The sequence below is a fragment of the Rhizobium yanglingense genome, from assembly GCF_977109285.1.
Map to the genome: position 1 here is coordinate 1,744,986 of NZ_CDSAWY010000005.1, position 24,895 is coordinate 1,769,880.

General features: G+C 59.3%; 17 protein-coding genes and 8 pseudogenes. 14 read left to right on the forward strand and 11 right to left on the reverse strand.

Annotated elements, in window-relative coordinates; translation table 11 throughout:
* Positions 1 to 13 precede the first annotated feature (13 nt).
* Positions 14 to 1,234 (forward strand): helix-turn-helix domain-containing protein, encoded by a 1,221-nt coding sequence (locus ACW4PC_RS18385; RefSeq protein ID WP_455874708.1) that lies wholly within the window; start codon positions 14 to 16, stop codon positions 1,232 to 1,234.
* A gap of 48 nt (positions 1,235 to 1,282) precedes the next feature.
* Positions 1,283 to 1,912 carry a Vgb family protein gene (locus ACW4PC_RS18390; protein WP_455874709.1) on the forward strand — a complete coding sequence of 210 codons (630 nt, stop codon included), beginning with the start codon at positions 1,283 to 1,285 and terminating at the stop codon, positions 1,910 to 1,912.
* A gap of 414 nt (positions 1,913 to 2,326) precedes the next feature.
* Here the strand turns inward: ACW4PC_RS18390 and ACW4PC_RS18395 are convergent, their stop codons facing one another.
* Entirely contained in the window at positions 2,327 to 3,304 is a 978-nt protein-coding gene (locus ACW4PC_RS18395) for an adenylate/guanylate cyclase domain-containing protein (protein ID WP_455874710.1), read from the reverse strand.
* Between the two features lie 70 nt (positions 3,305 to 3,374).
* Positions 3,375 to 3,755 (reverse strand): annotated as a pseudogene (locus ACW4PC_RS18400) (response regulator).
* Positions 3,756 to 3,813: 58 nt separating this feature from the next.
* Between ACW4PC_RS18400 and ACW4PC_RS18405 the strand changes: the two are divergent.
* Positions 3,814 to 3,951, forward strand: coding sequence for a hypothetical protein (locus ACW4PC_RS18405; RefSeq protein WP_455874711.1), 138 nt, complete (start codon positions 3,814 to 3,816; stop codon positions 3,949 to 3,951).
* A 191-nt stretch (positions 3,952 to 4,142) separates the two neighbouring features.
* Here ACW4PC_RS18405 and ACW4PC_RS18410 read toward each other — a convergent pair whose 3' ends face one another.
* The 6 genes and pseudogenes from ACW4PC_RS18410 to ACW4PC_RS18435 form a co-directional block, all read right to left on the reverse strand.
* The gene (locus tag ACW4PC_RS18410; RefSeq protein ID WP_455874712.1) at positions 4,143 to 4,460 is read right to left on the reverse strand and encodes a response regulator; all 318 of its coding nucleotides are present in this window, start codon (positions 4,458 to 4,460) and stop codon (positions 4,143 to 4,145) included.
* Positions 4,461 to 4,516: 56 nt separating this feature from the next.
* Entirely contained in the window at positions 4,517 to 4,843 is a 327-nt protein-coding gene (locus ACW4PC_RS18415) for an ATP-binding protein (protein ID WP_455874713.1), read from the reverse strand.
* A 19-nt stretch (positions 4,844 to 4,862) separates the two neighbouring features.
* Positions 4,863 to 5,057 carry a sensor histidine kinase gene (locus ACW4PC_RS18420; RefSeq protein WP_455874714.1) on the reverse strand — a complete coding sequence of 65 codons (195 nt, stop codon included), beginning with the start codon at positions 5,055 to 5,057 and terminating at the stop codon, positions 4,863 to 4,865.
* Between the two features lie 3 nt (positions 5,058 to 5,060).
* Entirely contained in the window at positions 5,061 to 5,291 is a 231-nt protein-coding gene (locus ACW4PC_RS18425; RefSeq protein WP_455875055.1) for a histidine kinase dimerization/phospho-acceptor domain-containing protein, read from the reverse strand.
* A gap of 3 nt (positions 5,292 to 5,294) precedes the next feature.
* Positions 5,295 to 7,003, reverse strand: a pseudogene (locus tag ACW4PC_RS18430) (PAS-domain containing protein); the annotation flags it as partial.
* Between the two features lie 89 nt (positions 7,004 to 7,092).
* Positions 7,093 to 8,199 (reverse strand): annotated as a pseudogene (locus ACW4PC_RS18435) (branched-chain amino acid ABC transporter substrate-binding protein).
* Positions 8,200 to 8,771: 572 nt separating this feature from the next.
* Here ACW4PC_RS18435 and ACW4PC_RS18440 point away from each other — a divergent pair.
* From ACW4PC_RS18440 to ACW4PC_RS18460, 5 genes and pseudogenes are all read left to right on the forward strand, one after another.
* Positions 8,772 to 9,437 (forward strand): annotated as a pseudogene (locus ACW4PC_RS18440) (selenium-binding protein SBP56-related protein); the annotation flags it as partial.
* Between the two features lie 21 nt (positions 9,438 to 9,458).
* A complete protein-coding gene (locus tag ACW4PC_RS18445) occupies positions 9,459 to 10,424 on the forward strand; it encodes a hypothetical protein (RefSeq protein WP_455874715.1) in 966 nt (321 codons plus the stop codon).
* Between the two features lie 82 nt (positions 10,425 to 10,506).
* Positions 10,507 to 10,815 carry a hypothetical protein gene (locus ACW4PC_RS18450; protein WP_455874716.1) on the forward strand — a complete coding sequence of 103 codons (309 nt, stop codon included), beginning with the start codon at positions 10,507 to 10,509 and terminating at the stop codon, positions 10,813 to 10,815.
* The gene (locus ACW4PC_RS18455) at positions 10,757 to 11,299 is read left to right on the forward strand and encodes a hypothetical protein (protein ID WP_455874717.1); all 543 of its coding nucleotides are present in this window, start codon (positions 10,757 to 10,759) and stop codon (positions 11,297 to 11,299) included. The genes ACW4PC_RS18450 and ACW4PC_RS18455 overlap by 59 nt, the downstream gene beginning before the upstream one ends.
* 55 nt (positions 11,300 to 11,354) lie before the next feature.
* A complete protein-coding gene (locus ACW4PC_RS18460) occupies positions 11,355 to 11,678 on the forward strand; it encodes a hypothetical protein (protein ID WP_455874718.1) in 324 nt (107 codons plus the stop codon).
* Between the two features lie 381 nt (positions 11,679 to 12,059).
* On the opposite strand, the pseudogene ACW4PC_RS18465 reads toward ACW4PC_RS18460, so the two are convergent.
* From ACW4PC_RS18465 to ACW4PC_RS18475, 3 genes and pseudogenes are all read right to left on the reverse strand, one after another.
* Positions 12,060 to 12,454: pseudogene (locus tag ACW4PC_RS18465) on the reverse strand (response regulator transcription factor).
* A gap of 111 nt (positions 12,455 to 12,565) precedes the next feature.
* Positions 12,566 to 13,204: a response regulator transcription factor gene (locus ACW4PC_RS18470; protein WP_455875056.1), complete on the reverse strand. Its 639-nt coding sequence runs from the start codon at positions 13,202 to 13,204 to the stop codon at positions 12,566 to 12,568.
* Positions 13,201 to 14,993, reverse strand: a pseudogene (locus ACW4PC_RS18475) (ATP-binding protein). Before ACW4PC_RS18475 ends, ACW4PC_RS18470 begins: the two are co-directional and overlap by 4 nt.
* A 451-nt stretch (positions 14,994 to 15,444) precedes the next feature.
* Between ACW4PC_RS18475 and ACW4PC_RS18480 the strand changes: the two are divergent.
* The 6 genes and pseudogenes from ACW4PC_RS18480 to ACW4PC_RS18505 all read left to right on the forward strand — a co-directional run bounded on the left by ACW4PC_RS18480 (position 15,445) and on the right by ACW4PC_RS18505 (position 24,855).
* Positions 15,445 to 17,113 (forward strand): annotated as a pseudogene (locus ACW4PC_RS18480) (arylsulfatase).
* Positions 17,114 to 17,230: 117 nt separating this feature from the next.
* On the forward strand, positions 17,231 to 18,925 hold the full coding sequence (locus ACW4PC_RS18485) for an arylsulfatase (RefSeq protein WP_455874719.1): 1,695 nt from the start codon (positions 17,231 to 17,233) through the stop codon (positions 18,923 to 18,925).
* A 139-nt stretch (positions 18,926 to 19,064) separates the two neighbouring features.
* Positions 19,065 to 20,066 (forward strand): HAD family hydrolase, encoded by a 1,002-nt coding sequence (locus ACW4PC_RS18490; protein ID WP_455875057.1) that lies wholly within the window; start codon positions 19,065 to 19,067, stop codon positions 20,064 to 20,066.
* Between the two features lie 84 nt (positions 20,067 to 20,150).
* Positions 20,151 to 20,921, forward strand: a complete 771-nt coding sequence (locus ACW4PC_RS18495) for a hypothetical protein (RefSeq protein ID WP_455874720.1) — start codon at positions 20,151 to 20,153, stop codon at positions 20,919 to 20,921.
* A 212-nt stretch (positions 20,922 to 21,133) separates the two neighbouring features.
* On the forward strand, positions 21,134 to 23,362 hold the full coding sequence (locus ACW4PC_RS18500; protein ID WP_455874721.1) for a tetratricopeptide repeat protein: 2,229 nt from the start codon (positions 21,134 to 21,136) through the stop codon (positions 23,360 to 23,362).
* 184 nt (positions 23,363 to 23,546) lie between these two features.
* Positions 23,547 to 24,855: pseudogene (locus tag ACW4PC_RS18505) on the forward strand (alpha/beta hydrolase).
* Positions 24,856 to 24,895 lie beyond the last annotated feature (40 nt).

Here is a 24,895-nt window from a genome sequence, read left to right on the forward strand (position 1 = left end):
TGACGGGATTCCGATGGACTCGCTGATCACTGCCGCGGCACGCGCCCTTGCCGCAGGCGATCCCCTCGGCGCGTTGAAGCGGGTCGCCCTGCGCGACGACGCGCCAGCGCTTGCGCTCAGGGGTATTGCGATGGCACAGCTCGGCGATCTCGTCCGTGCCACGGCTCTCCTCAAGAGTGCGGCGCGCGCGTTCGGCCGCAAGGAGGCGGTGGCGCGCGCAAGGTGTGTCGTCGCCGAGGCCGAGATCGCACTCGTCTCGCGCGATCTCACCTGGCCTGCGAAGGCGCTCGATGCAGCGCGGGCGACCCTCGAAGCCCACGGCGACCGCATCAATGCCGCCCATGCACGGAATGTGGAGGTCCGGCGCCTGCTGCTGATCGGCCGCCTTGACGAGGCTGAGCGTATGCTGGCTACGCTCGACGCAGCACCACTCCCGCCCGCGTCGAGGGCCGCCCATGAGTTGGTGGTTGCGGGGATCGCCATTCGGCGTCTCCAGACGAAAGCGGCGCGCGAGGCTCTCACGCGGGCAAGGCACGCCGCGAGCGAGGCAGACATCCCTGCGCTCATGGCGGAGGTAGAACGAGCATCCCTCCTCCTGATAACGCCCGCAGCGCGCCTGATTGCGCGTGGTGAGGAACGCCCCCTCCTGCTCGAGGAGATCGAAGCGCTCCCGGCGTCCGGTGCGCTTGTTGTGGACGCGTGCCGGAATATCGTGCGGGACGAGCGGCTGGCCGTCCCGCTCGCGACGCGCCCGGTATTGTTCGCGCTTGCCCGTGCGCTGGGCGAAGCCTGGCCTGGAGACGTGCCGAGGGGCACGCTCATCGCACGCGCATTCCGGGGAAAACATGCCGATGAATCCCATCGCGCGCGACTGCGGGTCGAGATCGGGCGGCTGCGCGCGGAAATCCGGACGCTTGCAGATGTGAAGGCGACGAAGCGAGGCTTTGCGTTGGCGCCGCGCCGAGCTTGCGAGATCGCTGTGCTGGTGCCGCCCGTCGAAGAGCAGCATCCGGCGGTGCTCGCCTTTCTCGCCGACGGCGAGTCATGGTCGAGCTCAGCACTTGCGATTGCGCTCGCAGCCAGCCCGCGCACGGTACAGCGGGCGCTCGAGCAGCTTGCCGCAGCAGGCAAGGTGCAGTCTTATGGTCGCGGGCGGGCGCGTCGCTGGATGACCCCGCCTGTACCGGGATTCCCGACAATCTTGTTACTCCCCGGTGCGCTGCCGGGTGATTAAGATCAGGGCCTGAGCTGAGTTGAAAACCTGAAACGACAGGGTGGAATCATGAAAAGATCCGCAGCCGAAATTCTCCGTGAATATGGACCTTTTCCCGGTGCCGAGCAGGTGCACGGCGTCACCTTCGACGGCCGGCACGTCTGGTTTGCGTCCGGAGACAAACTGAACGCCCTCGACCCCGCGAGCGGAGAGACGGTGCGCTCTGTTGATGTTGCCGCGCATGCAGGGACCGCCTTCGACGGCGAGCACCTGTTTCAGATTGCCGAGGACCGCATCCAGAAGATCGACCCGAAGACCGGCCGCGTGCTCGCCACGATCCCGTCGCCCGGCGGCGGCGACTCTGGCCTTGCCTGGGCCGAGGGCACGCTCTGGGTGGGGCAATACCGGGACCGCAAGATCCATCAGATTGATCCCGAGACAGGAGCGATTCTCCGCACCATCGAGTCCAGCCGCTTCGTCACGGGGGTCACCTGGGTCGACGGCGAACTCTGGCACGCCACCTGGGAAGGTGACGAGAGCGAGGTCAGGCAAATCGACCCTGAAACGGGAGAGGTCCTGGAAGTCCTCGCTATGCCGGCCGGTGTGGCCGTCTCCGGTCTCGAATCCGATGGCGGCGATCAGCTCTTCTGCGGCGGCGGAAGCAGCGGCAAAGTGCGGGCCATCCGCCGGCCGAGGTGAGACGCGCCCGGCGCCGGGGACATATGGTGACTAACCCGACGAGTGATCGAACCGACGTCACGGACGACAAACATATCGCGTCAAACGCGACCCGAACCACCCAGAAACACAAGGATTAAAGATGATTTAGCGAGAACTGGCTTTGAATCTTGATTATCACATGATATCAAAGGCTTAGTGGACTCGCAATTCGTCTGTTTTTCCGATCGTGAGCGACCGTGGATCCCACGTTGCGCCTCGGTTTTGGGTCACAGTCACCAGCTACGCAAAACGGCACTAATCTTCGCTTCCGGGGCCCAATCCGGACCTTCAGCGGTTTTATATCTGCCGCGAAAGCAGCATGCCTTTGCCGTTGCTCAGGAACGTCTCAGCCTGGCAAGACGACCGGCATGGCGAAGGGTTGTACGGGTCCCCTCAACGAAGTTCCTGGCATTCGATCAGTTCAATCCGACCCTTGCCCTTGATTTCTACGAAGCCCAGTGAGCGCCCGCGACCCCGCTCGCGAATGCGATGCCACGTGGCCCCGCTGGTCGCTACAGTTCCAGGGCTGGCATGGGCTGCGATCCGGGAGGCCATATTCACCGTGTCGCCCCACAGGTCGAACACGTACTGCCGGTGCCCGATGATTCCGGCCACAACCGGACCGAATTGAACGCCGACATCGCACCTCCCATTTGGGCTCGATGCGGCGTGATGCGCGTCACCATGTCGAGTCCGCATTGCAAGCTGGCAAAAACCGGATCTGGCATGCGGATCAAACAGGCCGGCCGTAGCCATAAAGGCGTCGCCGATAGTCTTGATCTTCTCCATCCCATGCTGACGGACGATTCGTTCGTATTCGCCGATCAGCGCCTGAAGATCCTCCACCACTTTCTCTGGCGGGTTCTCATCGCAATAGGCTGTGAAGCCAACGACATCACAAAATAGCACCGCGACTTCGTTGTAGCGGCGGGGCCGGACCTCATTGGTCGCTTTGAGCTCACGCACCGCGCCGGCGGGCAGGATGGCGTACAGAAGCTCGTCGGCTCGGCGCTTTTCGTTTTCGATTTGCTGCGTATAGACCGCCTCTTGGTCGCGCAGCCTCTTCTTTTCCAGGCACGCGGCCACGCGGGCACGCAGCAGAACCGCGTTGAACGGTTTTGCCAGATAGTCCTCGGCACCGAGGCTGATGCAGCGCGCCACATTGTCGATCTCATCGACCGCCGATATCATGACAACCGGAATGTTGCGCAGCGTTGTGTCGGCTTTCAGGTGCTCGAGCACCTGGTAGCCGTCCATTTCCGGCATCGTAATGTCGAGCAGCACGAGGTCGAACGGTCTCGTTGCCAGCATTTCGAGCGCCTCCCGTCCATTGCTGGCGCATGCCACGTCCCGGTAGCCTTCCCGCTTCAAGCGCTCGGTCAGACGTGAAACGATTGTCCTCGTTATCATCGACGACGAGCAGGAGCGGGCCCAACCTCGGTCATGGCATCGACTCCTTTGGGAGCAGGGCCTTGATCTTTCCAAGCAGGCGCGCGAAGTCGACGGGCTTGGTATCGAAGTCATCGCACCCGGCTGCCAGTGCTGCTTCGCGGTCGCCAGCCATCGCGTGCGACGAGAGTGCGATCACGGGAATACCGTCGCGTCTCAGCCAATGCCTTGAGACGTCTTCGTCGCCTCCCAGCCGTCGAGGACGGGAAGGCTTAAGTCCATCAGGATGAGCGCCGGGGCGTCCGATCGTGCCCGCGCCACGCCCTGATCGCCATCGGTGGCGACGACTGACCTCGTAGCCTTTGCGTCTTAGCCGCGCGGACAGCATGTAGATGTTGTCCTCATTGTCCTCGACATAGAGGATCCTAACCATCACGGCGATCCTTGTTCAGGTGAGCTTATGCTTGACAAGGCTGTATCGAGCAACCATCTTGCGCAATTCCTCCATGAAGGTCGTCGCGGCTGAAGGCGGTCTTGGCGAGCACGCGCTCGACGCCACCGTTCAGACGCCGGTGGTCTTCCTTGCCAAGGGTCGCCGCCGTCACAACCACGACCGGCATCGGCCTTGAAGGCAGGCTGCTTGTCGCAGTTCGATAAGGAACTCGAAGCCGTCCATTTCCGGCATGATGAGGTCGAGAATGATCAGGTCCGGAGAGCGCGCGGATGAGCCGTTCCAGCGCGACCCGGCCATTCTCGGCCTCGTCCACGATCACAACCCTCGGTACTCAATATGCGACGCCATTGCTGGCGCGTGTTCTCATCATCTTCGACGATCAGAACACGAAGCGCCGGGCCTAGGCGCGCCCGACCAGAATTTGGCGATCAGTTTCCGGAGCGCGTCGCGGTCGATCGGCTTCATCATGTAATCGGCGGCACCGAGCGCATAGCCCCGATTCCTCTTATCGGCCATGGTGAGCATCACCACGGGGATACTCGCCAGCTCCGGATCCGCCTTAAGTTCCTGCAGGACGCTCCAGCCGTCGCAACCCGGCATGAGCACGTCAAGGGTGATGAGCGCTGGCTTCACCTGCCGGGCCAGATTAAGGCCTTCGGCGCCGTCCTTGGCCGTTATCGACATCGCAACCCTCGCGGGCGAGAAACCGGCGCATCTGGTCCCGCGCGGCCTCATCGTCATCAACGACGAGGACGACGTTCGAGACTGCGGCGTACGCGATCATCAGCGGCGACCCCGGTGCCAGGGGCCGGCTGCTCTTCCAGCGCGTGAGGGCCGACATCGATTGCCGACGGCAGCCACACCGTGAACTTGGTACCGGCGCCGGGGGTGCTGTCCACAGTGATCTGGCCGTCCATCGCGCGGCACAGGCGTTGGCTGATGGCAAGCCCTAGCCCGGTGCCGCCGTACTTGCGGGTGGTGGAACTGTCGGCCTGACTAAACTCCTGGAACAGGTTCTTCATCTGCTGCGGCGTCATACCGATGCCAGTATCGGCGACGGTGAACATATGACGCCACTCGCCCCCATCATGCATTCGCGCAGGCCGCCCCAATCGTCACTTGACCGTTCTCCGTGAACTTGCAGGCGTTACTCAACAGGTTGAGGAGGATCTGTCGCACCCGAAGCTGATCGGCGCGCATGCTGCCAATGTCATCCGGGCAGTGGATGATGATCCGGTTGCGGTTTTTGCTGCGCAAGGGGCTGCGCGGTTGTGGCGGCATCTTTCACCATTCCTGCGATATCGAACTCCTCGATATGCAATTCCAGGCGGCCGGCCTCGATCTTTGACAGATCGAGGACCTCATTAATAAGCTTGAGCAGATGCTTGCCGGCGCCCGAGACCCGACTGAAGCGGTTCGATCGAGTTCGCCCTGGCCGGCTTCGCTCGCATCTTCCTGCAGCATCTCGGTAATGCCCAGGATGGCGTTCAGTGGCGTGCGCAACTCGTGGCTCATGCTGGCAAGGAACTTGCTTTTGGCCTGTGTCGCCGCCATGGCCGCGTCGCGGGCGATTTCGAGCTCCGTTTCATGCCTCTTGAGCTTGCTGATATCGGTGTAGACCGCGACCGTGCCGCCGCCGGTAATGCGCCGCTCATTTACCTGAACCCAGCTGGTCATGGCTGCGATGTTGAACCAGCGTCTGCTTAGGGTTGCGGTGTGCCTCAAGGCGCGCGGCGAGCCATTCCTCCTCCCGTGCCTTTCGCATCCTCGACGAGGCCCTGTTTCACCGCCTTACGGACAATCGTCTCAAATTGCGCACCCGGCACGACGGCATCGGCTATGCCGGGATAGAGGATTTCCCTATAGCGGCTGTTGCACAGAACAAGCCGGTCCTCAGCATCGTAAAGGGCGAAGCCCTCGGAGATGCTCTCGATTGCATCGACGAGTCGCTGGCGCGCTTCGGCGACCTCACGCAGGTTTTTTTCCTCGACCTCGACCGCAGTGTCACGGAACAACAGAAGCGCCTTGGCCATGCGGCCGATCTCGTCGCGGCCCGTGGCAGGCAGTGGTGCCCGAAGATTGCCGCCAGCGATGGCAAGCATGCTTTGGCTCAGCCCCGACAAGTCGGGCAAGAAGATTGCGGTCGACATACAACCAGACGATCAGAACTGAACTCAGGAGGCTCAGACACTGCTGAGCCAAGAACAACGCCGGTACCGTAGCGCTGGACGGTCGCAGCTTCGCGACCAGCCTCGGATGATGTCACGGTTAGCCGCAGCCACCAAGCTGATCCACGGCAACGGTCAGATTCCGCGAGAGCTGAGTCGTTCTCGACCAGAAGCTTCCCGCCGTTTGCGAGCAATGCGAGCTCATCCTCACGCGCCTTGTGCAATGCTCTTCCGGCCCGTCGATCAGCCCCTCGAACTCGTCAACGCGCCGGCGGAACCGCGCCCGCAGCTTCTCATCGATCTCCGATGTCACCGCCGCAAGCGCTTCGACCGAGCGGCGCAAGCGGAAACGACATCAGCGCCTAGGTCGCCGGGCGTCGGCGCAACCGCCGTTTTGAGCAGCGCTTCGTTGATCGCCGAAATCTCCCGTTGGGCCTTTTGTTGCGGGATGTAGGCGGAAATTGCCTGCGCAAGCTCTGTCGTAGCCGCCGCGCGTGCTTCGGGTGGTACGGCGGCATCCGCCACGGTTAGCACGCCACTGGGGGACCTTGGAGTTCATCACGAGGATGCCGGGTGCCACAAGACGCTCGCTTGCGATTGTCGTAGCCGACAAACGGCCCAGCAGTTCCTCTTTGCGTGCAACCACACGCGAGGCGAGCGGCGACAAGATCGTTGAGAGCGTTGAGATTGCGCCGTCAGGCCAATCACTGCGGCTTCGATCTCAGCCACCGCCGCCGTGCTTGCCGCGGTGCCTTTGAGCGCGGCGAGCAACTCTTCGAGGCGCGACATCTCCACTCCGATCGCAGCCGAGACCTCGTTGTGCTGAACCGTGCTAGTCGTCGCAAGTACGGCCGGCGTAGTGGCGGCGACCCGCTCAGCTTGGCGGGAGAGCTCGAGCGATGCAAGCGCCGAGGGGACCCGGCGCTCCGTGATCCTCTCGACGACCTCGCCCACTTGCAGGAAGGCATACACGGCTGCAGCGGTTGCGAGCACCGCGAAGGTGCTGATACCAAAGAAAGCGAAGAGCAAGCGGCCACGTATGCCGAGACGTTCAAACATCGCGGCGACCCATCGATCCGGCTGATGTGGTCAACATGGCCCGCACAGCTCTTTTACTCAGCACGCGATCGGCAGTGATCAGCGTCGCGTTATTCCAATGGCACGTATTCGCCACCCTTCCAGATATACCATACCCAGCTCTGAACCGTGAGGTCACCCTTGTCGTCAAAGTCGATACGGCCCAAGTACAGTATCAAATCGAGTGGCCGCGCAATGAAGCAATCACCTTCGCGCACCTCCAGCGAACCGGCTTCCTTGAGCGCCTGCGCCCAGGCCTGAACGGCGCCGTAGCTCAGCAGCGTATAGCCTGCGGGTTCGAAGTTTTCTGCACGGAACCGCTCCACCACCGGGGCCGCTTCGGGGGTTCGGCGTGGCGTCCGCGGAGAACGTGAAGAGGGTTCCCTCAGCGGCTGGACCGGCGATTAAGCGCAAATTCCTCGGTCGCCAGAGCATCGCCTGAGATGAACTGAACCGCGTAGCCTTGGTCGTGTGCAGCCGCGAACCATCAGCGCAACTTCAGCATGATAACCACCGACATATACCACGGCGACTCCCGCGAGCCTTTAGTGCAGCGATTTCAGCCGAGTAGTCGTTCTTCGCAGGACGCGTACGCCTGGTAGATCGCCTCGGTCACGCCCCGCTTGTTCAACTGCTTTCTGGTCTCGTCGGCTAGGCCCTTGCCATAGGTGGTGCCGTCGTGAAGGATCGCAATTTTCTTGTTGCCCCAATGATCGGCCAGGTAGTTGCCGGCCACGCCGCCCTGCGCATCGTCGCGACCAATGACGCGGAACACGTTGGCATCGGCCTAGCTCGGTCAGCAGCGGATTGGTCGACCCCGGTGAAATCTGCAGAACTCCCGCCGCCTCATACACCTTTGATGCCGGGATCGAGGCTCCAGAGCAGTAGTGCCCGACGACGAGAACCACACCGTCAGCCACGAGCTTTTCGGCGACGGCCACCGCTTGCTCTGGATCGCAGAAGTCGTCGACCGCGATGAGCCGCACCCGCTGGCCTAGAACGCCGCCCGCCGCATTGATATCGGCCACGGCCATCTCTGCGCCACGCTGCCCCTGTTCGCCGATCCACGCGAGCCGTCCGGTCATCGCGGCTGAAACGCCGATCAGTACCTCAGCGTGCGCGGAGTAACTGACCACGGCTGCAAGCGCGAAAACTGCAACGGCAAGGATTCGGTGCATGGAAACAGCCTTCCGCCTTGATATCCCAATCTTGTGCCACGAGCGCGGTACCCGCAAACTGCGCAGCGGGACGCCTCTGTCATGATGTGGCACTTGCGACCCCGCCGCGATCAGCAATCTGCTGTTCCAGCTGCGCCTAGTCGCCATGCCTCGAAATATCCCATGCGGCGCTTGGGAGTGATATGGCCTTTAGTGTCGATGGCGCTGAGCAGGGCACGTTCGTGGCGGAGCACATGAGCGGCTCCGTCGCGAAGGGCCGGCAGCGGGGCTTGCCGAGCGGAACTGCCGAATTTCGCGACGTCTATTCGTATGGTCGGCGCTTGCATGAAGCGATGGAAGCCGCGAGGAGGGGGGCGGCGAAAAAGGGACTGCCAAAATCCGCCATTATCTGAGACAATTACGTGGGGAGGATTACCTCTAAAGCTCGCTCAGCCGCAGAGGGCGGTTTCGAATCTCGTATCCCGTCGAAACATCCTTGGATCCTGCCCCGTCCGCAGCGATGAGTCTGCTGTCGGCAAGCATCTAGCGAACATCGTTCATTGTTCAGCAAACGCGAGCCAGGAGCACTTCACATGGTAACGTGGAAACCCGATCCAAGTTTTTATCCGTCACCGCGAATGGCTATGAAGGCTGCGCCGGAGACACTTGCCTATGTCGTCGCCTTCGATCCGACGCGAGCGGTTCCCGACGAACTCGCGGTCGTCGATGTCGATCCGCAATCAGCCTCCTTTAGTCAGATCGTCACATCGCTTGCGATGCCTAATGTCGGTGACGAGCTGCATCATTTCGGCTGGAACGCCTGTTCATCCTGCCTTTGCCCGAATGCGCCGCATCCGCATGCAGAGCGCCGCTATCTGGTGGTGCCGGGATTGAAATCCTCGCGTATCCATATCATCGACACCAAGCCCGATGGCCGCAGGCCATCGATCGTCAAGGTCATCGAACCCGGCGAAGTCGCCGAGCGGGCCGGTTACTCCAGGCCGCATACGGTTCACTGCGGACCAGAAGGGATCTATGTCGCAGCACTTGGCAATGCCGAGGGTAAGGGACCGGGCGGCGTGTTCCTCATGGATCACGAGACATTCGAGGTGCGCGGCCAGTGGGAAATGGATCGCGGACCGCAACAGCTTTCCTATGACGTCTGGTGGCACCTGGGCCACGACACACTCATCACCAGCGAGTGGGGCACGCCGGATACGTTCGAAAACGGCCTGATCCCGGAAATCCTGCTCGGCACGAATGCCAATTGATGGAGACGAATGATGGTGGTGGTGGTGGTGGAATTGAATGGAATGGAATGGAATGGAATGGAATGGAATGGAATGGAATGGAATGGAATGGAATGGAATGAATGGAATGGAATGGAATGGATTGAATGGAATGGAATGGAATGGAATGGAATGGAATTGAATGGAATGGAATGGAATGGAATGGAATTCCATTTGATGGTGGTGGTGGTGGTGGTGGTGGTTTCAATGGAATGGAATGGAATGGAATGGAATCAAAAAAAAAAATGGAATGGAATGGAATGGAATGGAATGGAATGGAATGGAATGGAATGGAATGGAATGGAATGGAATGGAATGGAATGGAATGGAATGGAATGGAATGGAATGGAATGGAATGGAATGGAATGGAATGGAATGGAATGGAATGGAATGGAATGGAATGGAATGGAATGGAATGGAATGGAATGGAATGGAATGGAATGGAATGGAATGGAATGGAATGGAATGGAATGGAATGGAATGGAATGGAATGGAATGGAATGGAATGGAATGGAATGGAATGGAATGGAATGGAATGGAATGGAATGGAATGGAATGGAATGGAATGGAATGGAATGGAATGGAATGGAATGGAATGGAATGGAATGGAATGGAATGGAATGGAATGGAATGGAATGGAATGGAATGGAATGGAATGGAATGGAATGGAATGGAATGGAATGGAATGGAATGGAATGGAATGGAATGGAATGGAATGGAATGGAATGGAATGGAATGGAATGGAATGGAATGGAATGGAATGGAATGGAATGGAATGGAATGGAATGGAATGGAATGGAATGGAATGGAATGGAATGGAATGGAATGGAATGGAATGGAATGGAATGGAATGGAATGGAATGGAATGGAATGGAATGGAATGGAATGGAATGGAATGGAATGGAATGGAATGGAATGGAATTAATAATATATATATATATATATATATATATATAATAATAATAAATAAAATAAAATGAATGGAATGGAATGGAATGGAATGGAATGGAATGGAATGGAATGATTGGAATGGAATGGAATGGAATTTAATGGAATGGAATGGAATGGAATGGAATGGAATGGAATGGAATGGAATGGAATGGAATGGAATGGAATGGAATGGAATGGAATGGAATGGAATGGAATGGAATGGAATGGAATGGAATGGAATGGAATGGAATGGAATGGAATGGAATGGAATGGAATGGAATGGAATGGAATGGAATGGAATGGAATGGAATGGAATGGAATGGAATGGAATGGAATGGAATGGAATGGAATGGAATGGAATGGTGGTGGTGGTGGTGGTGGTGGTGGTGGTGGTGGTGGTGGTGGTGGTGGAAACTGAATGGAAAAAAAAAAAAAAAAAAAAAAAAAAAAAAAAAAAAAAAAAAAAAAAAAAAAAAAAAAAAAAAAAAAAAAAAAAAAAAAAAAAAAAAAAAAAAAAAAAAAAAAAAAAAAAAAAAAAAAAAAATTCTTCCAGCAGGCTGGCCGCCGGCGAAACGGCGGTGCTGCTCGGTTTCCTCCAGCAACGGAACGGCGGCGGCGGCGGCGGTTCCGGTGGAGGTGATCGGATCTTGCGCCTGCAGGAGCTTGAAGCTGGTGGCGGCGAAACCGCAATGCGATCAGCTTGTTGCCCTGGGCGTCCTGGCGGCGGCGTTCGCCGGCAGCGTTCTGCCGGCGTGGTTCAGGCCGTGCGCGCCATCGCCATCGGACACGCCGTATCGATAGCGCTGCGCCTGGCTCCAGGAGCCCTGGTCGGCGGCCGGCACTCTTCGTCAGGCCCAGGATGGCGTTGCGCGCGGCAGGCTGTCGAGCCGCAGGCCTCGTAGGCTGGGCTGCTGCTGGCATCATTTCGTCGGACACGGGCGTCGCGTTCGTATCGGCATGCGCACGGGGCTTGCCGGTCTGGCGTTCTGGTCATTCCTGATGGCGACTGCCCATGGGGCCGGACTGATGATCCTGCCTGCGTTGATACCACTTTGTCTCGCGGAGTCACCACTGCGCGAAGTCGGCGGGGATGGGTCGGCTGCCATCGCGATCGCCGCGGTCGGCGTCCACACACTTGCGATGTTGGCGGTTACAAGTCTCGTTGCCCTGGCGGTCTATCGCTGGATCGGGCTCGAGATATTGCGCAGCGCCTGGCTCAACGTGGATCTCGTACGGACGCTGGTGCTGCTTGGCACCGGTTGCGTGCTGCTGATCGTCTAGCGAAGACGAGAAAGATGCGCTGAAGTGAGGAAGTAATCCGTGTGGTGCTCTTCGATCGGCTTGGCGAATCCGCGAACGCGGCACATCCAAGAGGCGAAAGCAACCCTACGTCGTTGACACAATCATCTGTCGCGTGCCCTCGAGCGCAGGTATTTGGACGCGAGGTCAGTTCACGACGTGGGAATATCAGATAGCGAATACGGCGTTTACTTTAGCCGAAACGTGTGATTGGCCGGGGAATCTCGTATTATAACATTATTTCAAATGTTTAGCCAAACGGCCTTTGAGTTCCATGATATTTTTTCCGCGCGAGCGACCGTGGACGCCACCTTTGTGCCCTGGCTTTGCATTTCAGTCATCAAGTGCGACGTCCTTGCGATGTCAGTTCGATGAAGATGGACCTTTTGATTTGAGCGCGTCGTTGATGGCGTCGATCAGGAAGGCGGCCGGGAAACGGCTTCCGTAGATAGGCGATGCAACCTGCTCGTGTCGCCTCAACTTTCAGAGTGTCGTCTTCGAGAGCCGTGATGAAGATCACTGGAAGGCCGGAGCGCAGATTCTTCCAATCGACGTTGCAGCTCTATCCCGGACATGCCGCCCAGATCAACATCCAGAACAAGGCATTCCGCGTTGTTTCGCACATCGCGACTGAGAAACGATTCCGCCGACGTATACGCCTCTGCCAGAAATCCGTGGGCATTCAGCAGCCGCAGGACGCTCCTTCGCATGCTTGCATCGTCCTCAACGACCGCCACCGTGCGGCGCAGGCTTTCCAACTCGTGCCTCTCTTTCGCTCGTGTGGAGGATCTTCGGCCCGTGCATATGACTGTAGGCCTTCCACGGGACGTCGGATATTGTCCAAAAGGGAAACTGCGCGCTCATGAACGCTACAGCGGTCTCGCGTCGGGATCGAGGAGGCCGCTTTTCTCGGCGATGGAGACCGCTTCGGCCAACGAACGCACCCCAAGTTTTTCCATGATATTGTGGCGATGGGCCTTCACGGTCCTCTCGGAGGTGCCAAGGGCATAGGCGATTTGCTTGTTGAGATGGCCGCGCACGATCAGGCCGAAGACCTCGGCTTCGCGAGGTGTCAAGCCAGCCACTAGCGCCTGCAGCGCGCGAATGCGGTCGTGCTCCACACGCCGCTTTTCGTATTTGACGAGCGCTCGTTGGATCGCCTCCAACAAAATATTGCCGGACGCCGGCTTCTCCAGAAAATCTTCCGCGCCGGCCTTCATTGCACTGACACTGGCCCTTATGTCGCCTTGGCCTGTGAGATACACGATCGGCAGCAGGGGTGCTTCCTCCGAAAGGCGGTCCTGCAGTTCCCGACCGCTCAACCCAGGCAGCTGGAGGTCAAGGAGGATGCAGCCAGGCCCGATGGCAGGCAATTGCGCGAGAAACTGATCGCCTGATTCATAGAGAGCCACACGGAAACCTGACGCCGACAGCAGCCGCCCGACTGCTGTCCGGAAAGATTGGTCGTCATCGACGATGTGAACAACGGTAGCTTCGAATGGATTTATCCGCTTCGGGCAAGAGGCAGGACAACACGAAAAACAGCTCCGCCCTCGGGGCGGTCGTCGGCCCAGATCTTGCCGCCATAGGTTTCGACTATTGCGCGCGCGATGGAAAGGCCAAGGCCCGTCCCGGTGGGCTTTGTCGTGTCGAACGGCTCGAAAACGCAGGCGAGCTGTTCGTCAGGGATACCGCGGCCCGTATCGGAAATCGACAGCTCGACCTCGAGGATTCCTTCGTGAGCGTTGTCTCAAGCACGAGCCTTCTTTCAGTCGTTACCATCTCCAGCATCGCGTCTATGGCGTTGATCGCGAGGTTGGGATTAACCTGCTGGACATGGACCTTGTCGGCTCGGACCGGCAGCGCCCGTGGGGGGCGGTTGGAACTGACAACAACACCCTTCCGCTCCGCTTCGCCGTGGAGGATTTGTACGGCACTGGTCGTCACTTCATTGAGGTCGAACTCTTGCCAGTCGATCTCGCTTCTCTTCTTAAGCAGGCCTCTCATCCGCGAAATGATATCGCCAGCGCGTTGATCGTCGTCTTGAATGTCTATCAGGATCTGCTCGATCAGCTTGAGATGCGGGCCTCTCCGATCGAAGAATGACCGCAGCCGCTTCCGCGTTACTGCGGATAGCACCCAGCGGCTGGTTGAGTTCGTGCGCGATCGACGCCGACAGCGCGCCGGCTGTCGCGGACTGATTGAGGTGAACCACTTTTCGAGGAGACGGCGGCGCGATTGGATTCTCCGCCTTCCGGCGACGGAGGCGTTCGATAAGCAGACCACTGATGACGATCCCCTGTGCCATGATGACGGCAAATGCCGCAACCACGGCGAACCAGTGTTGCTCCCAAAAGGTTGGTTCCCTGAACATCTGGACTGTGCCCGGAGGAAGGTTCTTCTCCGGCAGCCCCCAGTGCTGTAGTTGCCTCGCGTCTGCGATATAGGTCTGGGGAGAGCTCGAGGTCGGAGATCGGCTTGCGGGCGAGAGCATCGAGTGCCAGGTCCGCCGCCGGTTAGAGCCCAACGACTCGAACGTGACAACGTTGCCACCGACAGTGCCGTAGTCGATGTAGGTGGGATATGGACCGTAGATCGGAGCGCTGGCAGTCTGCGATATCTGTCTGATAGCACCGCTTCACGCGGAATGAAATTGCGGCCGGCGCTATCTTTGAAAATCGTCAGCGCGAGGACGATGCTGTTCCGGGGAAACTGCGCGGCCCGCTTGGTGAACTCGTCGATCGTCATGTCCTCCAGATAGGTCGTTTCGTAGTCCTTGGAGAATGCCGCAAGATCGGCCCGCGCCGTGGCGAGCCACCACCGATCGAATTCTGAGGATCCGCCGATAATGAAGAGATAACGCGCCTCGGGCTGGAGTCCGCGCGCCATCTCCGCTGTCTTTAAGATGTCAAACTCGGTGAAGGCACCGATCACGTCGCTGGGTAAGTCTATTTTTTCGGCGGTGGAGCTACTGAAGCCGGCGTGGATTATCTTTGCATTCTCTGCAAGCTGCTTGCGGTTCGCAATGATGAACCTTGCCGACTGCTCGCCGAGCGCAACGATCACATCAGGACGACGATCAGCATATTTGGCCGAAAGATACTGCGCCATACGATCAACGTGGGCGCTTTCCGGGAATCTCGAAAGGTCGAGAAATTCGGAGAAAAGATCGATCTTTCCTTGGGTGGCGTCCAGCAGCCGCGTCCTCACGGCCTCTCCGGCGGCGGTTGTTGCCGCTATTCGTTCATCGTATGGGTAGAGAATGAGAACACGGGGAAGCCGGTCCACGATCTCCATGGACGCGGATGGTATCCAAGCGAGCACTACGAGAAGAAAAGAACAGAGGGCCGCACACCGACCGAGCCGGTCCGATCGAAACGCCCACTTGCGCCCAAGCCCATAGCCTTCCCCCGAAAAAGCTAATCGACGAATAGCAGTTAAGCCAAGTCGCATCGGCCTTGCAACCGTTTAAATATATTCCATAAAGCTTATAAAAAGCCATGGTTGCCCGAAGGTACAATATCGGCGCGGATTGCCATCCGGTAAGGTGCGAGCCATGAGTGTCCTTGGCCATCTGCAACGGATGCTCAGGCTGGATGCCGTTCCGACTGAAGGGCGTCCGCAATTTGATATTGCTCCATTTGTTTCGATTGAATTCAGAGTAAATCCGCGACCGGCGGCGCTCGGTTGCCGTGGTGCGTTTGGATGAATCATCGCTCGGCCGGAAATCACACGGGAGGAACTCAATATAAATCGCAGGATAATCTGCCGAATTGGAGCAGTGGCTGCTTCAACCGTTCTTTGGTCTACCGCATCGCCTCTGCAAGCCCAGGACGCGCCAGCAAAGCCCAACATTCTGTTCATCGTTTCCGACGACACAGGCTACGGCGATCTCGGGCCCTATGGCGGTGGCGAGGGTCGCGGCATGCCGACGCCGAACATCGACAAGCTGGCGGACGAAGGCATGACCTTCTTTTCCTTCTACGCTCAGCCAAGCTGCACTCCAGGCCGCGCCGCGATGCAGACCGGCCGTATTCCAAACCGCAGCGGCATGACGACGGTCGCCTTCCAGGGCCAGGGCGGCGGACTGCCTGCAGCCGAATGGACATTGGCATCGGTGTTGAAGCGAGGCGGCTATCACACCTACTTCACAGGCAAATGGCATCTTGGCGAGGCTGACTATGCGCTGCCGAACGCTCAGGGTTACGATGAGATGAAGTATGCCGGGCTCTATCACCTCAATGCCTACACCTATGCCGACCCGACGTGGTTCCCGGACATGGATCCGGCACTCAGAGCGATGTTCCAGAAAGTCACCAAAGGCGCGCTCTCCGGCAAGGCCGGCGGACCGGTGACCGAAGACTTCAAGGTCAACGGGCAATACGTTGACACGCCCGTGATCGACGGCAAGGAAGGCGTCGTCGGCGTTCCGTTCTTTGACAGTTACGTCGAGAAGGCGGCACTCGAATTCCTCGATGAAGCCGCCAAGACCCCGGATGAACCATTCTTTATCAACGTGAACTTCATGAAGGTGCACCAGCCGAACATGCCGGCCCCGGAGTTCGAGCATAAGTCGCTGTCGAAGTCGAAGTACGCAGAACTCGATTGTGGAGCTCGACACCCGGATTGGCCGGATCATGGACAAACTGCGTGAAACCGGAATGGACCGGAACACGCTGGTTTTCTACACCACGGATAATGGGGCGTGGCAAGACGTCTATCCGGATGCCGGGTACACTCCGTTCCGCGGTACAAAAGGCACTCTGCGCGAGGGCGGCAACCGTGTTCCTGCGATCGCAGTCTGGCCGGGCAAGATCAAACCTCGAACCAAGAGTCACGATGTTGTCGGTGGTCTCGACCTGATGGCGACATTCGCCGCGGTCGGCGGGGTGCCGCTGCCCGACAAGGACCGCGAAGAAAAGCCCATTATTTTCGACAGCTATGACATGTCGCCGATCCTGCTCGGCACCGGAAAGTCGGAACGCAAGTCATGGTTCTACTTTACCGAGAATGAGCTCTCGCCGGGCGCGATACGCTACAACAACTACAAGTTCGCATTCAACATCCGCGGCGATGACGGAGCCTCGACGGGAGGGCTGGCTGTCGACTCCAACCTCGGCTGGAAGGGTGCGGAAAAATATGTAGCCACGGTTCCCCAAGTGTTCGATCTTTGGCAGGACCCGCAGGAACGTTACGACATTTTCATGAACAACTTCACCGAGCGGACCTGGATGGGCGTGGTCATGGGCGAGGAAATGAAGAAGATCATGGCCACCTACGTGCAGTACCCGCCTCGCAAGCCGCAAAGTCTAACCTACAACGGTCCGCTCACACTGTCGGATTACGAACGGTTCCAGTGGGTACGGGACTCGCTGGCAAAGGAGGGCGTGAGCCTTCCGATGCCGACTGGCAATTGATTTGCGCGCGGCGGCCCGAATTCGGGCCGCCGGCAACCTTCACCATGAGCAAGGGAAGTTTCGGACACGCTCTCGGTCAACGATCACCGGCAATGGATCCACCTGCGATACTGGAAGATGTGGCATGAGGCGTTTCTGAACGGGTGCAGGCTGCCGGCCCGTTTCGGGCAGCCAGGGAGGAATCCATACCATGAGTGGGATGAAAACATCTGGTTTGGTCTGCTGACTTCCGTTTTTGTTGCGACAGCAGCAATTGCGCCGGTAGCCGCGCAAGATCAGGAAAAACCCAACATCGTCGTCATTATGGCAGACGACGTCGGCATCTGGAACATCGGCGCCTATCACCGCGGCATGATGGCGGGGCGCACGCCGAACCTCGACAAGATCGCCGCCGAGGGCATGCTATTCACAGACTACTACGCCGAGGCGAGCTGCACGGCTGGTCGCGCGGCCTTTGTTATGGGCCAACTTCCAATTCGCACTGGCCTGACCACCGTAGGCCAAGCCGGCGCCACTGTCGGCATGCCTGCAGAAGCAATGACGATCGCGACGGCGCTCAAGGACTTGGGCTATGCCACGGGGCAGTTCGGCAAGAACCATCTCGGCGACCGCAACGAGTACTTGCCCACGGTCCACGGCTTCGACGAGTTCTTCGGCTATCTCTATCACCTCGACGCCATGGAGGACCCGTCGCACCCCGGCTATCCGCAGGAGCTGCTGGACAAGGTCGGCCCCCGCAACATGGTTCACAGCTTTGCGACCGAAACCGACGATGCAACGGTAGACCCGCGCTGGGGCAAGGTCGGCAAGCAGAGGATCGAAGACGCCGGCACTCTTTATCCGCCTCGGATGGAGACCGTGGATGAAGAAATCCGCGATGTCGCCTTCAAGTGGCTGGACAAAGCGAAGGCGGACAACAAGCCGTTCTTCCTGTGGCTCAATCCCACACGTATGCATATCGTGACTTATCTGTCACCCAAATATGAGGCTTTGCGCAATTCGAAGAACGGATGGTCGCTTCAGGAAGCGGGCATGGCCCAACTCGATGACATCGTCGGCGCGACCATGCAGAAGTTGAAGGACATGGGCGTGGACGACAACACGATCGTCGTGTTCACGACCGACAATGGGACGGAGACCTTCACCTGGCCGGACGGTGGCAACACGCCATTCAAGGGGCAAAAAGGCACCGTCTATGAAGGCGGCTTCCGCGCCCCCGCGATGATACGCTGGCCCGGCAAAGTGCCCGCGGGCAAGATCGAAAATGGCATCATCTCCGGTCTCGACTGGTTCCCCACTTTCGTTGCCGCTGCCGGCAACCCGACCATCAAGGAGGAACTGCTGAAAGGCAAAACCGTCGGCGACAAAACCTACAAGAACCATCTCGACAGTTATAATCAGATGGACCTGGTTACCGGCAAGGGACCCTCAGCCCGCCAGGAGGTGTTCTATTTCGGCGAAAGCACTCTCGGAGCGGTGCGCGTAGGCGACTACAAGTATCGCTTCATTGACCAGCCCCACGGTTGGATCGGCGTCAAGAACCAGCTCAACGCGCCCACCCTGACAAACCTGCGCCTGGACCCGTTCGAGCGCTTCGGAGATCCTGAAAACGGGACTTTGGATGGCGCGCAGGGAAATTTCATGGGCTGGTTCGTCTACGAGTTCTGGCGCTTCGTGTTCGTCCAACAGCAGGTAGCTGCCCTCGCCCAAACGGCAATCGAGTATCCACCGCTGCAGAAGGGCGCAAGCTTCAACCTCGACGCTGTGAAGGCGCAAATCGAGGCAGCGGTTAAACAACGCGCAAGTCAGTAGCACGGCGTCAATCGGCGCGGCTGATCGCTCTTTGCGGTCGGCCGCCAATGAATATTTCGCCTGTCGATCCGCAGACATATAGCAGCCGTTCGACAACGTGATGAAGATAACAATACGGAGTGTCACATGCTTGCGAAGTATGATCTCCCCGGAACTGACCCGGCGCGTCATATTGGCTGCCGCCGCGGCTCTGCTCGTCGCTCCCCTCGCTATCGCCCAGACCGACCCTCTTTCCTCCTGGAACGACACCGCCCCGAAAGCGGCGATCGTCGCCTTCGTCGAGAAGGTGACAAAGGAGGGGTCGCCCGAGTTTGTCCCGGAACAGGAGCGCATTGCCGTGTTTGACAACGACGGCACGCTCTGGACCGAGCATCCGATGTACACTCAGCTCGCCTTCGCGCTCGACCGCGTCAAGGTGCTTGCTCCTGACCATCCGGAATGGAAGGACATGCAGCCGTTCAAGGCCGTGCTCGAGGGCGACATGAAAACCCTGGCCGCATCCGGCCAAAAGGGCCTCGTAGACCTCATGATGACGACGCACGCGGGAATGACTACCGACGACTTCCAGAAGGTCGTTACCGATTGGCTTGCCACTGCGCTCGACCCGAAATTCAAGCGCCCGTACACCGAGCTGGTCTACCAGCCGATGATCGAGCTGCTCGCTTATCTGCGCGCCAACGGCTTCAAGACCTTCATCGTTTCGGGCGGCGGTATCGAGTTCATGCGGCCATGGTCAGAACAGGTCTACGGCGTCCCCCCAGAGCAGGTTATCGGCTCGTCGATCAAGACCGAGTTCAGGATGCGTGACGACACGCCGACCTTGTATCGCCTGCCGCAAGTCAACTTCATCGACGACAAGGCGGGCAAGCCGGTCGGAATCAACGAGCATATCGGCCGCCGACCGATTGCCGCCTTCGGTAATTCCGACGGTGACCTTGAAATGCTGCAATGGACGACGATGGGCGGTGCGCCCGCGCGTTTCGGCATGCTCATTCATCACACCGATGCGGAACGCGAATATGCATACGACCGTGACAGCGAAATCGGCCGCCTTGACAAGGCGCTTGATGCGGCAGCGATCACTGGTTGGACCGTGGTCGACATGAAGGCCGACTGGAAGCAGGTTTTCCGGGAGAAATAGGACAGCATCTCGCGCAGTTATCCATCTGCAACAAGAATGGACAGGCGGACTTGCCGCTTGTCCGGAAGCTCGAGGAGATCCACAATGAACATCCATCATTTCGCAGGCTTGATAGCCTTTGCTGGAGGTTTTGCACTGGCATCAACTGGTGCACTCGCCCAGGATTCCACCAAGAAACAACATGTGCCGCTGGCAAATAACTTCGGCCAAGTCACGCCAAGCGCTCCGGTGCCGTCACTTGCGGTCATCAACTCGGATGGCGCTAAGATTGATGACGGAAAGCTGGTTCTGACTGGCGTGTCGGCAAATTCGATCGTATTTGCTGACCGACCGGTGCGTGCCGCCGGACATGTAGCCACCGAGCAGTTCATCATGCAGTGGGATGAAGGCAAGGATAACTTCGCGATCGATCCTCCGAATGCAACGGTGTCGGTGCTGGGAGGTGGCGGATCTGACGTGAGTGACGTCGTGGTCACTCTGAAATCGCCAAAGCTGGAAGGGACTACTCTCACCTTCGACGTTGCCGTTCTGGAAGGAGGCCTGAGTGGTGCGGCCGGTCCCGCTGCGGTTTTCATCGATCATTTCGGCGGTAGTTTCGGCGGCGGCGGATTCCGCGGTGGGGACCTCGGCGCGAGCGGGGTCCATGGAAGCTTCGCGCGCGTCAACGACGTCAATGTCAACGTTGCCCATGTCGGAGGCAACTATTGGCACGCCCCCGCCTATAACGGAGCCTGGTATCGCGGTGGTGCGGTTGCCGCGGGAGTGGTGGCTGGCGCCGCCGTCGGGGCCGCGGCAGCCAATCCATATTACTACCCGCCACAATGCGGCTACTATCCGTACCCACCGTGCTACTAAGTCTAGTCGGCACGAATGCAACCGTTCCCAACAGATGGTCGAAAGGCTCGGGCTGATTGGAGGCTGGCCAGTTGTCTTTTTGCCCGATGCTTGGTCGCGCTGCCGGGTGCAGCGGGACCTTTGTTCCAGAGCGATACGGGAGCGTTCGATTGACGGGGTTTGTCCACTCAGCGGCAATTATTCGGGCAGCCTTATTGTTTGGCGCCTTGCTTGTGTTCGCCGCACCGATTGTTGCCGCCGAGACGGCTCCGCCTGCCGCCGTTGATCGGCGGATCTCAATCCACGACGGATTCGTGGACGAAAAGACGTGTGCAACCTGTCATGGCGATCAGGCCGCCGCCTTTGCCAAGTCGCACCACGCCAAGGCGATGGCACTTGCCAATGACAGGACGGTGCGGGGCAATTTCGACAATGTCCGGTTCGATTACGACGGCATCGCCACGAGTTTTTTTCGCCGCGACGGCCGCTTCTTCGTTCGGACCGAAGGGCCGGACGGCAAGCAGGGGGAATTCGAGGTCAAATACACCTTCGCCTATGAGCCTTTGCAGCAGTATCTGATCGATCTGGGCGGCGGCAGGCTGCAGGCTCTCGACGTTGCCTGGGATAGCGACAAGCAGGAATGGTTCTGGCTTGGCGAAGGCACGCCGGCAAAACCGGGCTCGACATATCATTGGACAGGTTCGTTCTACCGATGGAACCGCACCTGCATCGACTGCCATTCCACCGATCCTCGGAGCAATTTCCAGCCGGAGACGAACGACTATAAGTCAACCTATGTCGCGACCAGCATCGGCTGCCAGTCCTGTCACGGCGCTGGTGCCAAGCATGTCGAATGGGCCGAGGCGGGGTCGAAAGGTGCTTCAATACCCGTCGGTCTAGGTCTGGGGTTACCGCAGGTCGACGCGAACACCTGCTTCGGTTGCCACTCGAGACGGATCAAGCTCAGCGACGGCTATGCTGCGGGAAAGCCATTTCTTGATCATTTTTCGCCGGCGTTGCTCCGCCCGGACCTCTACTTTCCGGACGGGCAGATTCTCGACGAGGTTTTCGAGTATGGCTCCTTCCAGCAGAGCAAGATGGCAAAAGCGGGCGTCACCTGCCTTGATTGCCACAGGCAGCACGAGGCAACGTTGAAGGCGGATGGCAATGCCTTGTGCACGCAATGCCACACGAAAACCGCGTCGGAGCGGTTCGCCAAGAATGACCCGAGCGGCATGTTCGATACCCCGGCCCACACTCACCACCCGGCCGGTTCGAGCGGCGCGCAGTGCGCCAACTGTCACATGCCGGAGCGTACCTATATGAAGGTCGATCCGCGGCGCGACCACTCCTTCGTGATCCCGCGCCCCGATCTCTCCGTCGCTTACGGAACGCCGAATGCCTGTACGACGTGTCATGAGGGCAAAACCACTGCCTGGGCGGCGGAGAACATGGACAAGTGGTACGGGACCGCCTGGCGTGCGCGCCCGACGACCGCGCACGCCTTCGCCGCAGCTGCAAGAGGCGATCCGGATTTGATCGGGGCTCTGCGCAAGCTTGTCGTGGACAAAGAACAGGCGGGCATCGTCAGAGGCAGCGCGATCGCGCAGATGAGCCGCATTGGCGGAGCCGACGTCGTCGCTGACGTAAAAGCGGCCGCGGGAGACTTCGATCCTTTGGTCAGGCTGGGTGCCGCAGAAGCGGCCGGCAGCTTGCCGCCCGAGCTCAGATTGGAGGCTATCGGCAATCTGCTTGGCGATGAAACCCGCGCGGTGCGCGTGGCTGCAGCGACGGCACTCGGCAGCACACCGTCGTTGGATCTCCTTGGCAATCAACGAAAGAGCTTCGATGCCGCCGTCGAAGACCTGCGTGCCTATGTCGAGGCCAACGCCGACGTCGCCGAGGCACAGAACAACTACGGAACCTTCCTGTTCGGCCAGCGGCGCGCCGGAGACGCGGAAAAAGCGTTCCGACAGGCGATCGTGCTCGACCCGGCGCTTGCGGGCCCACATATCAACCTTGCCGAACTCTACCGCGCTACGGGCCAAAACGACAAATCGGAACGCGCCTACGCCGAGGCCATCGCGATCTCGCCCGATCACGCGGATCTGCGCTACGGACATGCGCTGTCGCTCGTTCGCGAGAAAGCAATGCCAGAGGCGATGCGGGAACTCGATGAAGCCATACGACTGGATCCGGGAAATACCCGCTACAAGACGACGCTTGCCATCGCACTCGACTCGCTCGGCCGGACGCAGGAGGCACTCGACCTGCTCGGTCGCGCAGTTGCGGGTGGAGAGCTCGACGCCGAGCTGCTCGGATCTGCGGTCAGGTACGGACTGAAGCTCAGACGCTTTCCGGAGACACTGGAATATGCCGAGGCGCTGGCCCGCCTGCGGCCGGACGATCCACAGGTTGCGGAGCTGGTCAGACAATTGCGGGAAGTAACCGGTGCAAAATGATGGCAATACACACGATCAACCAGTCGCCTCCGCACGACCAAGTATTGCTGTGCTTCGACCCCAATACTTGCTATCTGTAGAGAACTGATTTGTCTTTGCGAGTGCGCAGACAGCTTGGGGACGCGTGCTGCGCTGAACATGACTTAGGCTCGGGGGAAGCGTGAGCAGTCTTCGCAGTGGTGGCATCCGCGTCACCTCATCATCGTCGCTTCGTCGCCTTCAGCGGCTGTCGCTTTGCGTCGCGCTCATCGTTCCTGCCGGATGTGGCGGGCATCCAAAGGGCGTGTTGACGCCCATTGCCGATGCGTCGCCCGGCTCGAGCCGGGTCAGCATGCTGATCACCACCACGCGTGGCCGCTCGGAGCGTGCCGGAGAGATGTTCACGGGCGAGCGGGCACGCGCCCCAGCCTTTGCGGACATCACGGTGTCGATCCCACCTGTTCGCAAGGTCGGTGATGTCGCCTGGCCAAAGAGGCTTCCCCCCAATCCGGCGACCGATTTCGCGACTCTCAAGGCCGAAGAGATCAGCCAAGAGGAGGCGAAGACCTGGCTCAACGCCGCGGTGAAGAAGAGCCCCGACCGCAGCGCGTTCGTCTTCATCCATGGGTTCAATAATCGCTTCGAGGATTCCGTCTACCGCTTTGCGCAGATTGTCCACGATTTCAGGTGTCCGCAGCGCTCCCATTCTTGTGACCTGGCCATCGCGAGGTAGCCTGCTCGCCTATGGATACGACCGCGAAAGCACCAATTACACGCGAAACGCCCTTGAGAAACTGTTTCAGTATCTGGCCGCCGATCCGGAAGTGAAGGAGGTCTCTATCCTCGCGCACTCGATGGGAAACTGGCTGGCCCTCGAAGGGCTACGCCAAATGGCGATCCGCAACGGTGGTCTGCCACCGAAGTTCAAGAATGTGATGCTTGCTGCTCCGGACGTCGACGTGGACGTGTTTCGCTCGCAGATCGAGGACATGGGCAAGCGGCAGCCGCGCTTCACATTGTTCGTATCCCGCGATGACCGCGCGCTGGCCTTTTCGCGCAGGGTCTGGGGCGACATCCCCCGGCTGGGCTCGATCGATCCGGAGGAAGCGCCCTACAAGGACGAGATGGAAACCAATGAGGTCACCGTCATCGACCTCACCAAGGTGAAGGCGGGCGACGGTCTCCACCACAGCAAGTTCGCGGAATCCCCGCAGGTGGTCCAGCTCATCGGCGCGCGCATCTCCGAGGGCCAGACGCTGACCGACAGCCGGATGGGCCTTGGGGATCACCTGATCGCCGGAACGACGGGGGCGGCGGCAGCGGCCGGCAACGCCGCAGGCTTGATCCTTGCCGCTCCGATGGCCGCGGTTGATCCGCATACCCGAGACAACTACGCCCACCACGTAAGCGGGATGGCTGGACACATCGGCGCAGAGCAGAAGATTGCGGTGAACGACTGCACATCGAAGCAGGCAGCGGCACGGGATCCGGCGTGCCGCGCGGTGCAGAACTGAGGAAGTAATGGGGCAACGGTGCCTTCCGACAGAAGGGGAT

Excerpts from the sequence above, each read along its gene's own strand:
- ACW4PC_RS18385 (WP_455874708.1), top strand. The coding sequence starts at position 14 with ATGGACTCGCTGATCACTGCCGCGGCACGCGCCCTTGCCGCAGGCGAT.
- ACW4PC_RS18390 (WP_455874709.1), top strand. The coding sequence starts at position 1,283 with ATGAAAAGATCCGCAGCCGAAATTCTCCGTGAATATGGACCTTTTCCC.
- ACW4PC_RS18410 (WP_455874712.1), bottom strand. The coding sequence starts at position 4,460 with ATGTCGATAACGGCCAAGGACGGCGCCGAAGGCCTTAATCTGGCCCGG.
- ACW4PC_RS18415 (WP_455874713.1), bottom strand. The coding sequence starts at position 4,843 with ATGTTCACCGTCGCCGATACTGGCATCGGTATGACGCCGCAGCAGATG.
- ACW4PC_RS18420 (WP_455874714.1), bottom strand. The coding sequence starts at position 5,057 with ATGCCGCCACAACCGCGCAGCCCCTTGCGCAGCAAAAACCGCAACCGG.
- ACW4PC_RS18425 (WP_455875055.1), bottom strand. The coding sequence starts at position 5,291 with ATGAGCCACGAGTTGCGCACGCCACTGAACGCCATCCTGGGCATTACC.
- ACW4PC_RS18445 (WP_455874715.1), top strand. The coding sequence starts at position 9,459 with ATGATGGTGGTGGTGGTGGTGGAATTGAATGGAATGGAATGGAATGGA.
- ACW4PC_RS18450 (WP_455874716.1), top strand. The coding sequence starts at position 10,507 with ATGGAATTTAATGGAATGGAATGGAATGGAATGGAATGGAATGGAATG.
- ACW4PC_RS18455 (WP_455874717.1), top strand. The coding sequence starts at position 10,757 with ATGGTGGTGGTGGTGGTGGTGGTGGTGGTGGTGGTGGTGGTGGTGGTG.
- ACW4PC_RS18460 (WP_455874718.1), top strand. The coding sequence starts at position 11,355 with ATGCGCACGGGGCTTGCCGGTCTGGCGTTCTGGTCATTCCTGATGGCG.
- ACW4PC_RS18485 (WP_455874719.1), top strand. The coding sequence starts at position 17,231 with ATGTGGCATGAGGCGTTTCTGAACGGGTGCAGGCTGCCGGCCCGTTTC.
- ACW4PC_RS18490 (WP_455875057.1), top strand. The coding sequence starts at position 19,065 with ATGATCTCCCCGGAACTGACCCGGCGCGTCATATTGGCTGCCGCCGCG.
- ACW4PC_RS18495 (WP_455874720.1), top strand. The coding sequence starts at position 20,151 with ATGAACATCCATCATTTCGCAGGCTTGATAGCCTTTGCTGGAGGTTTT.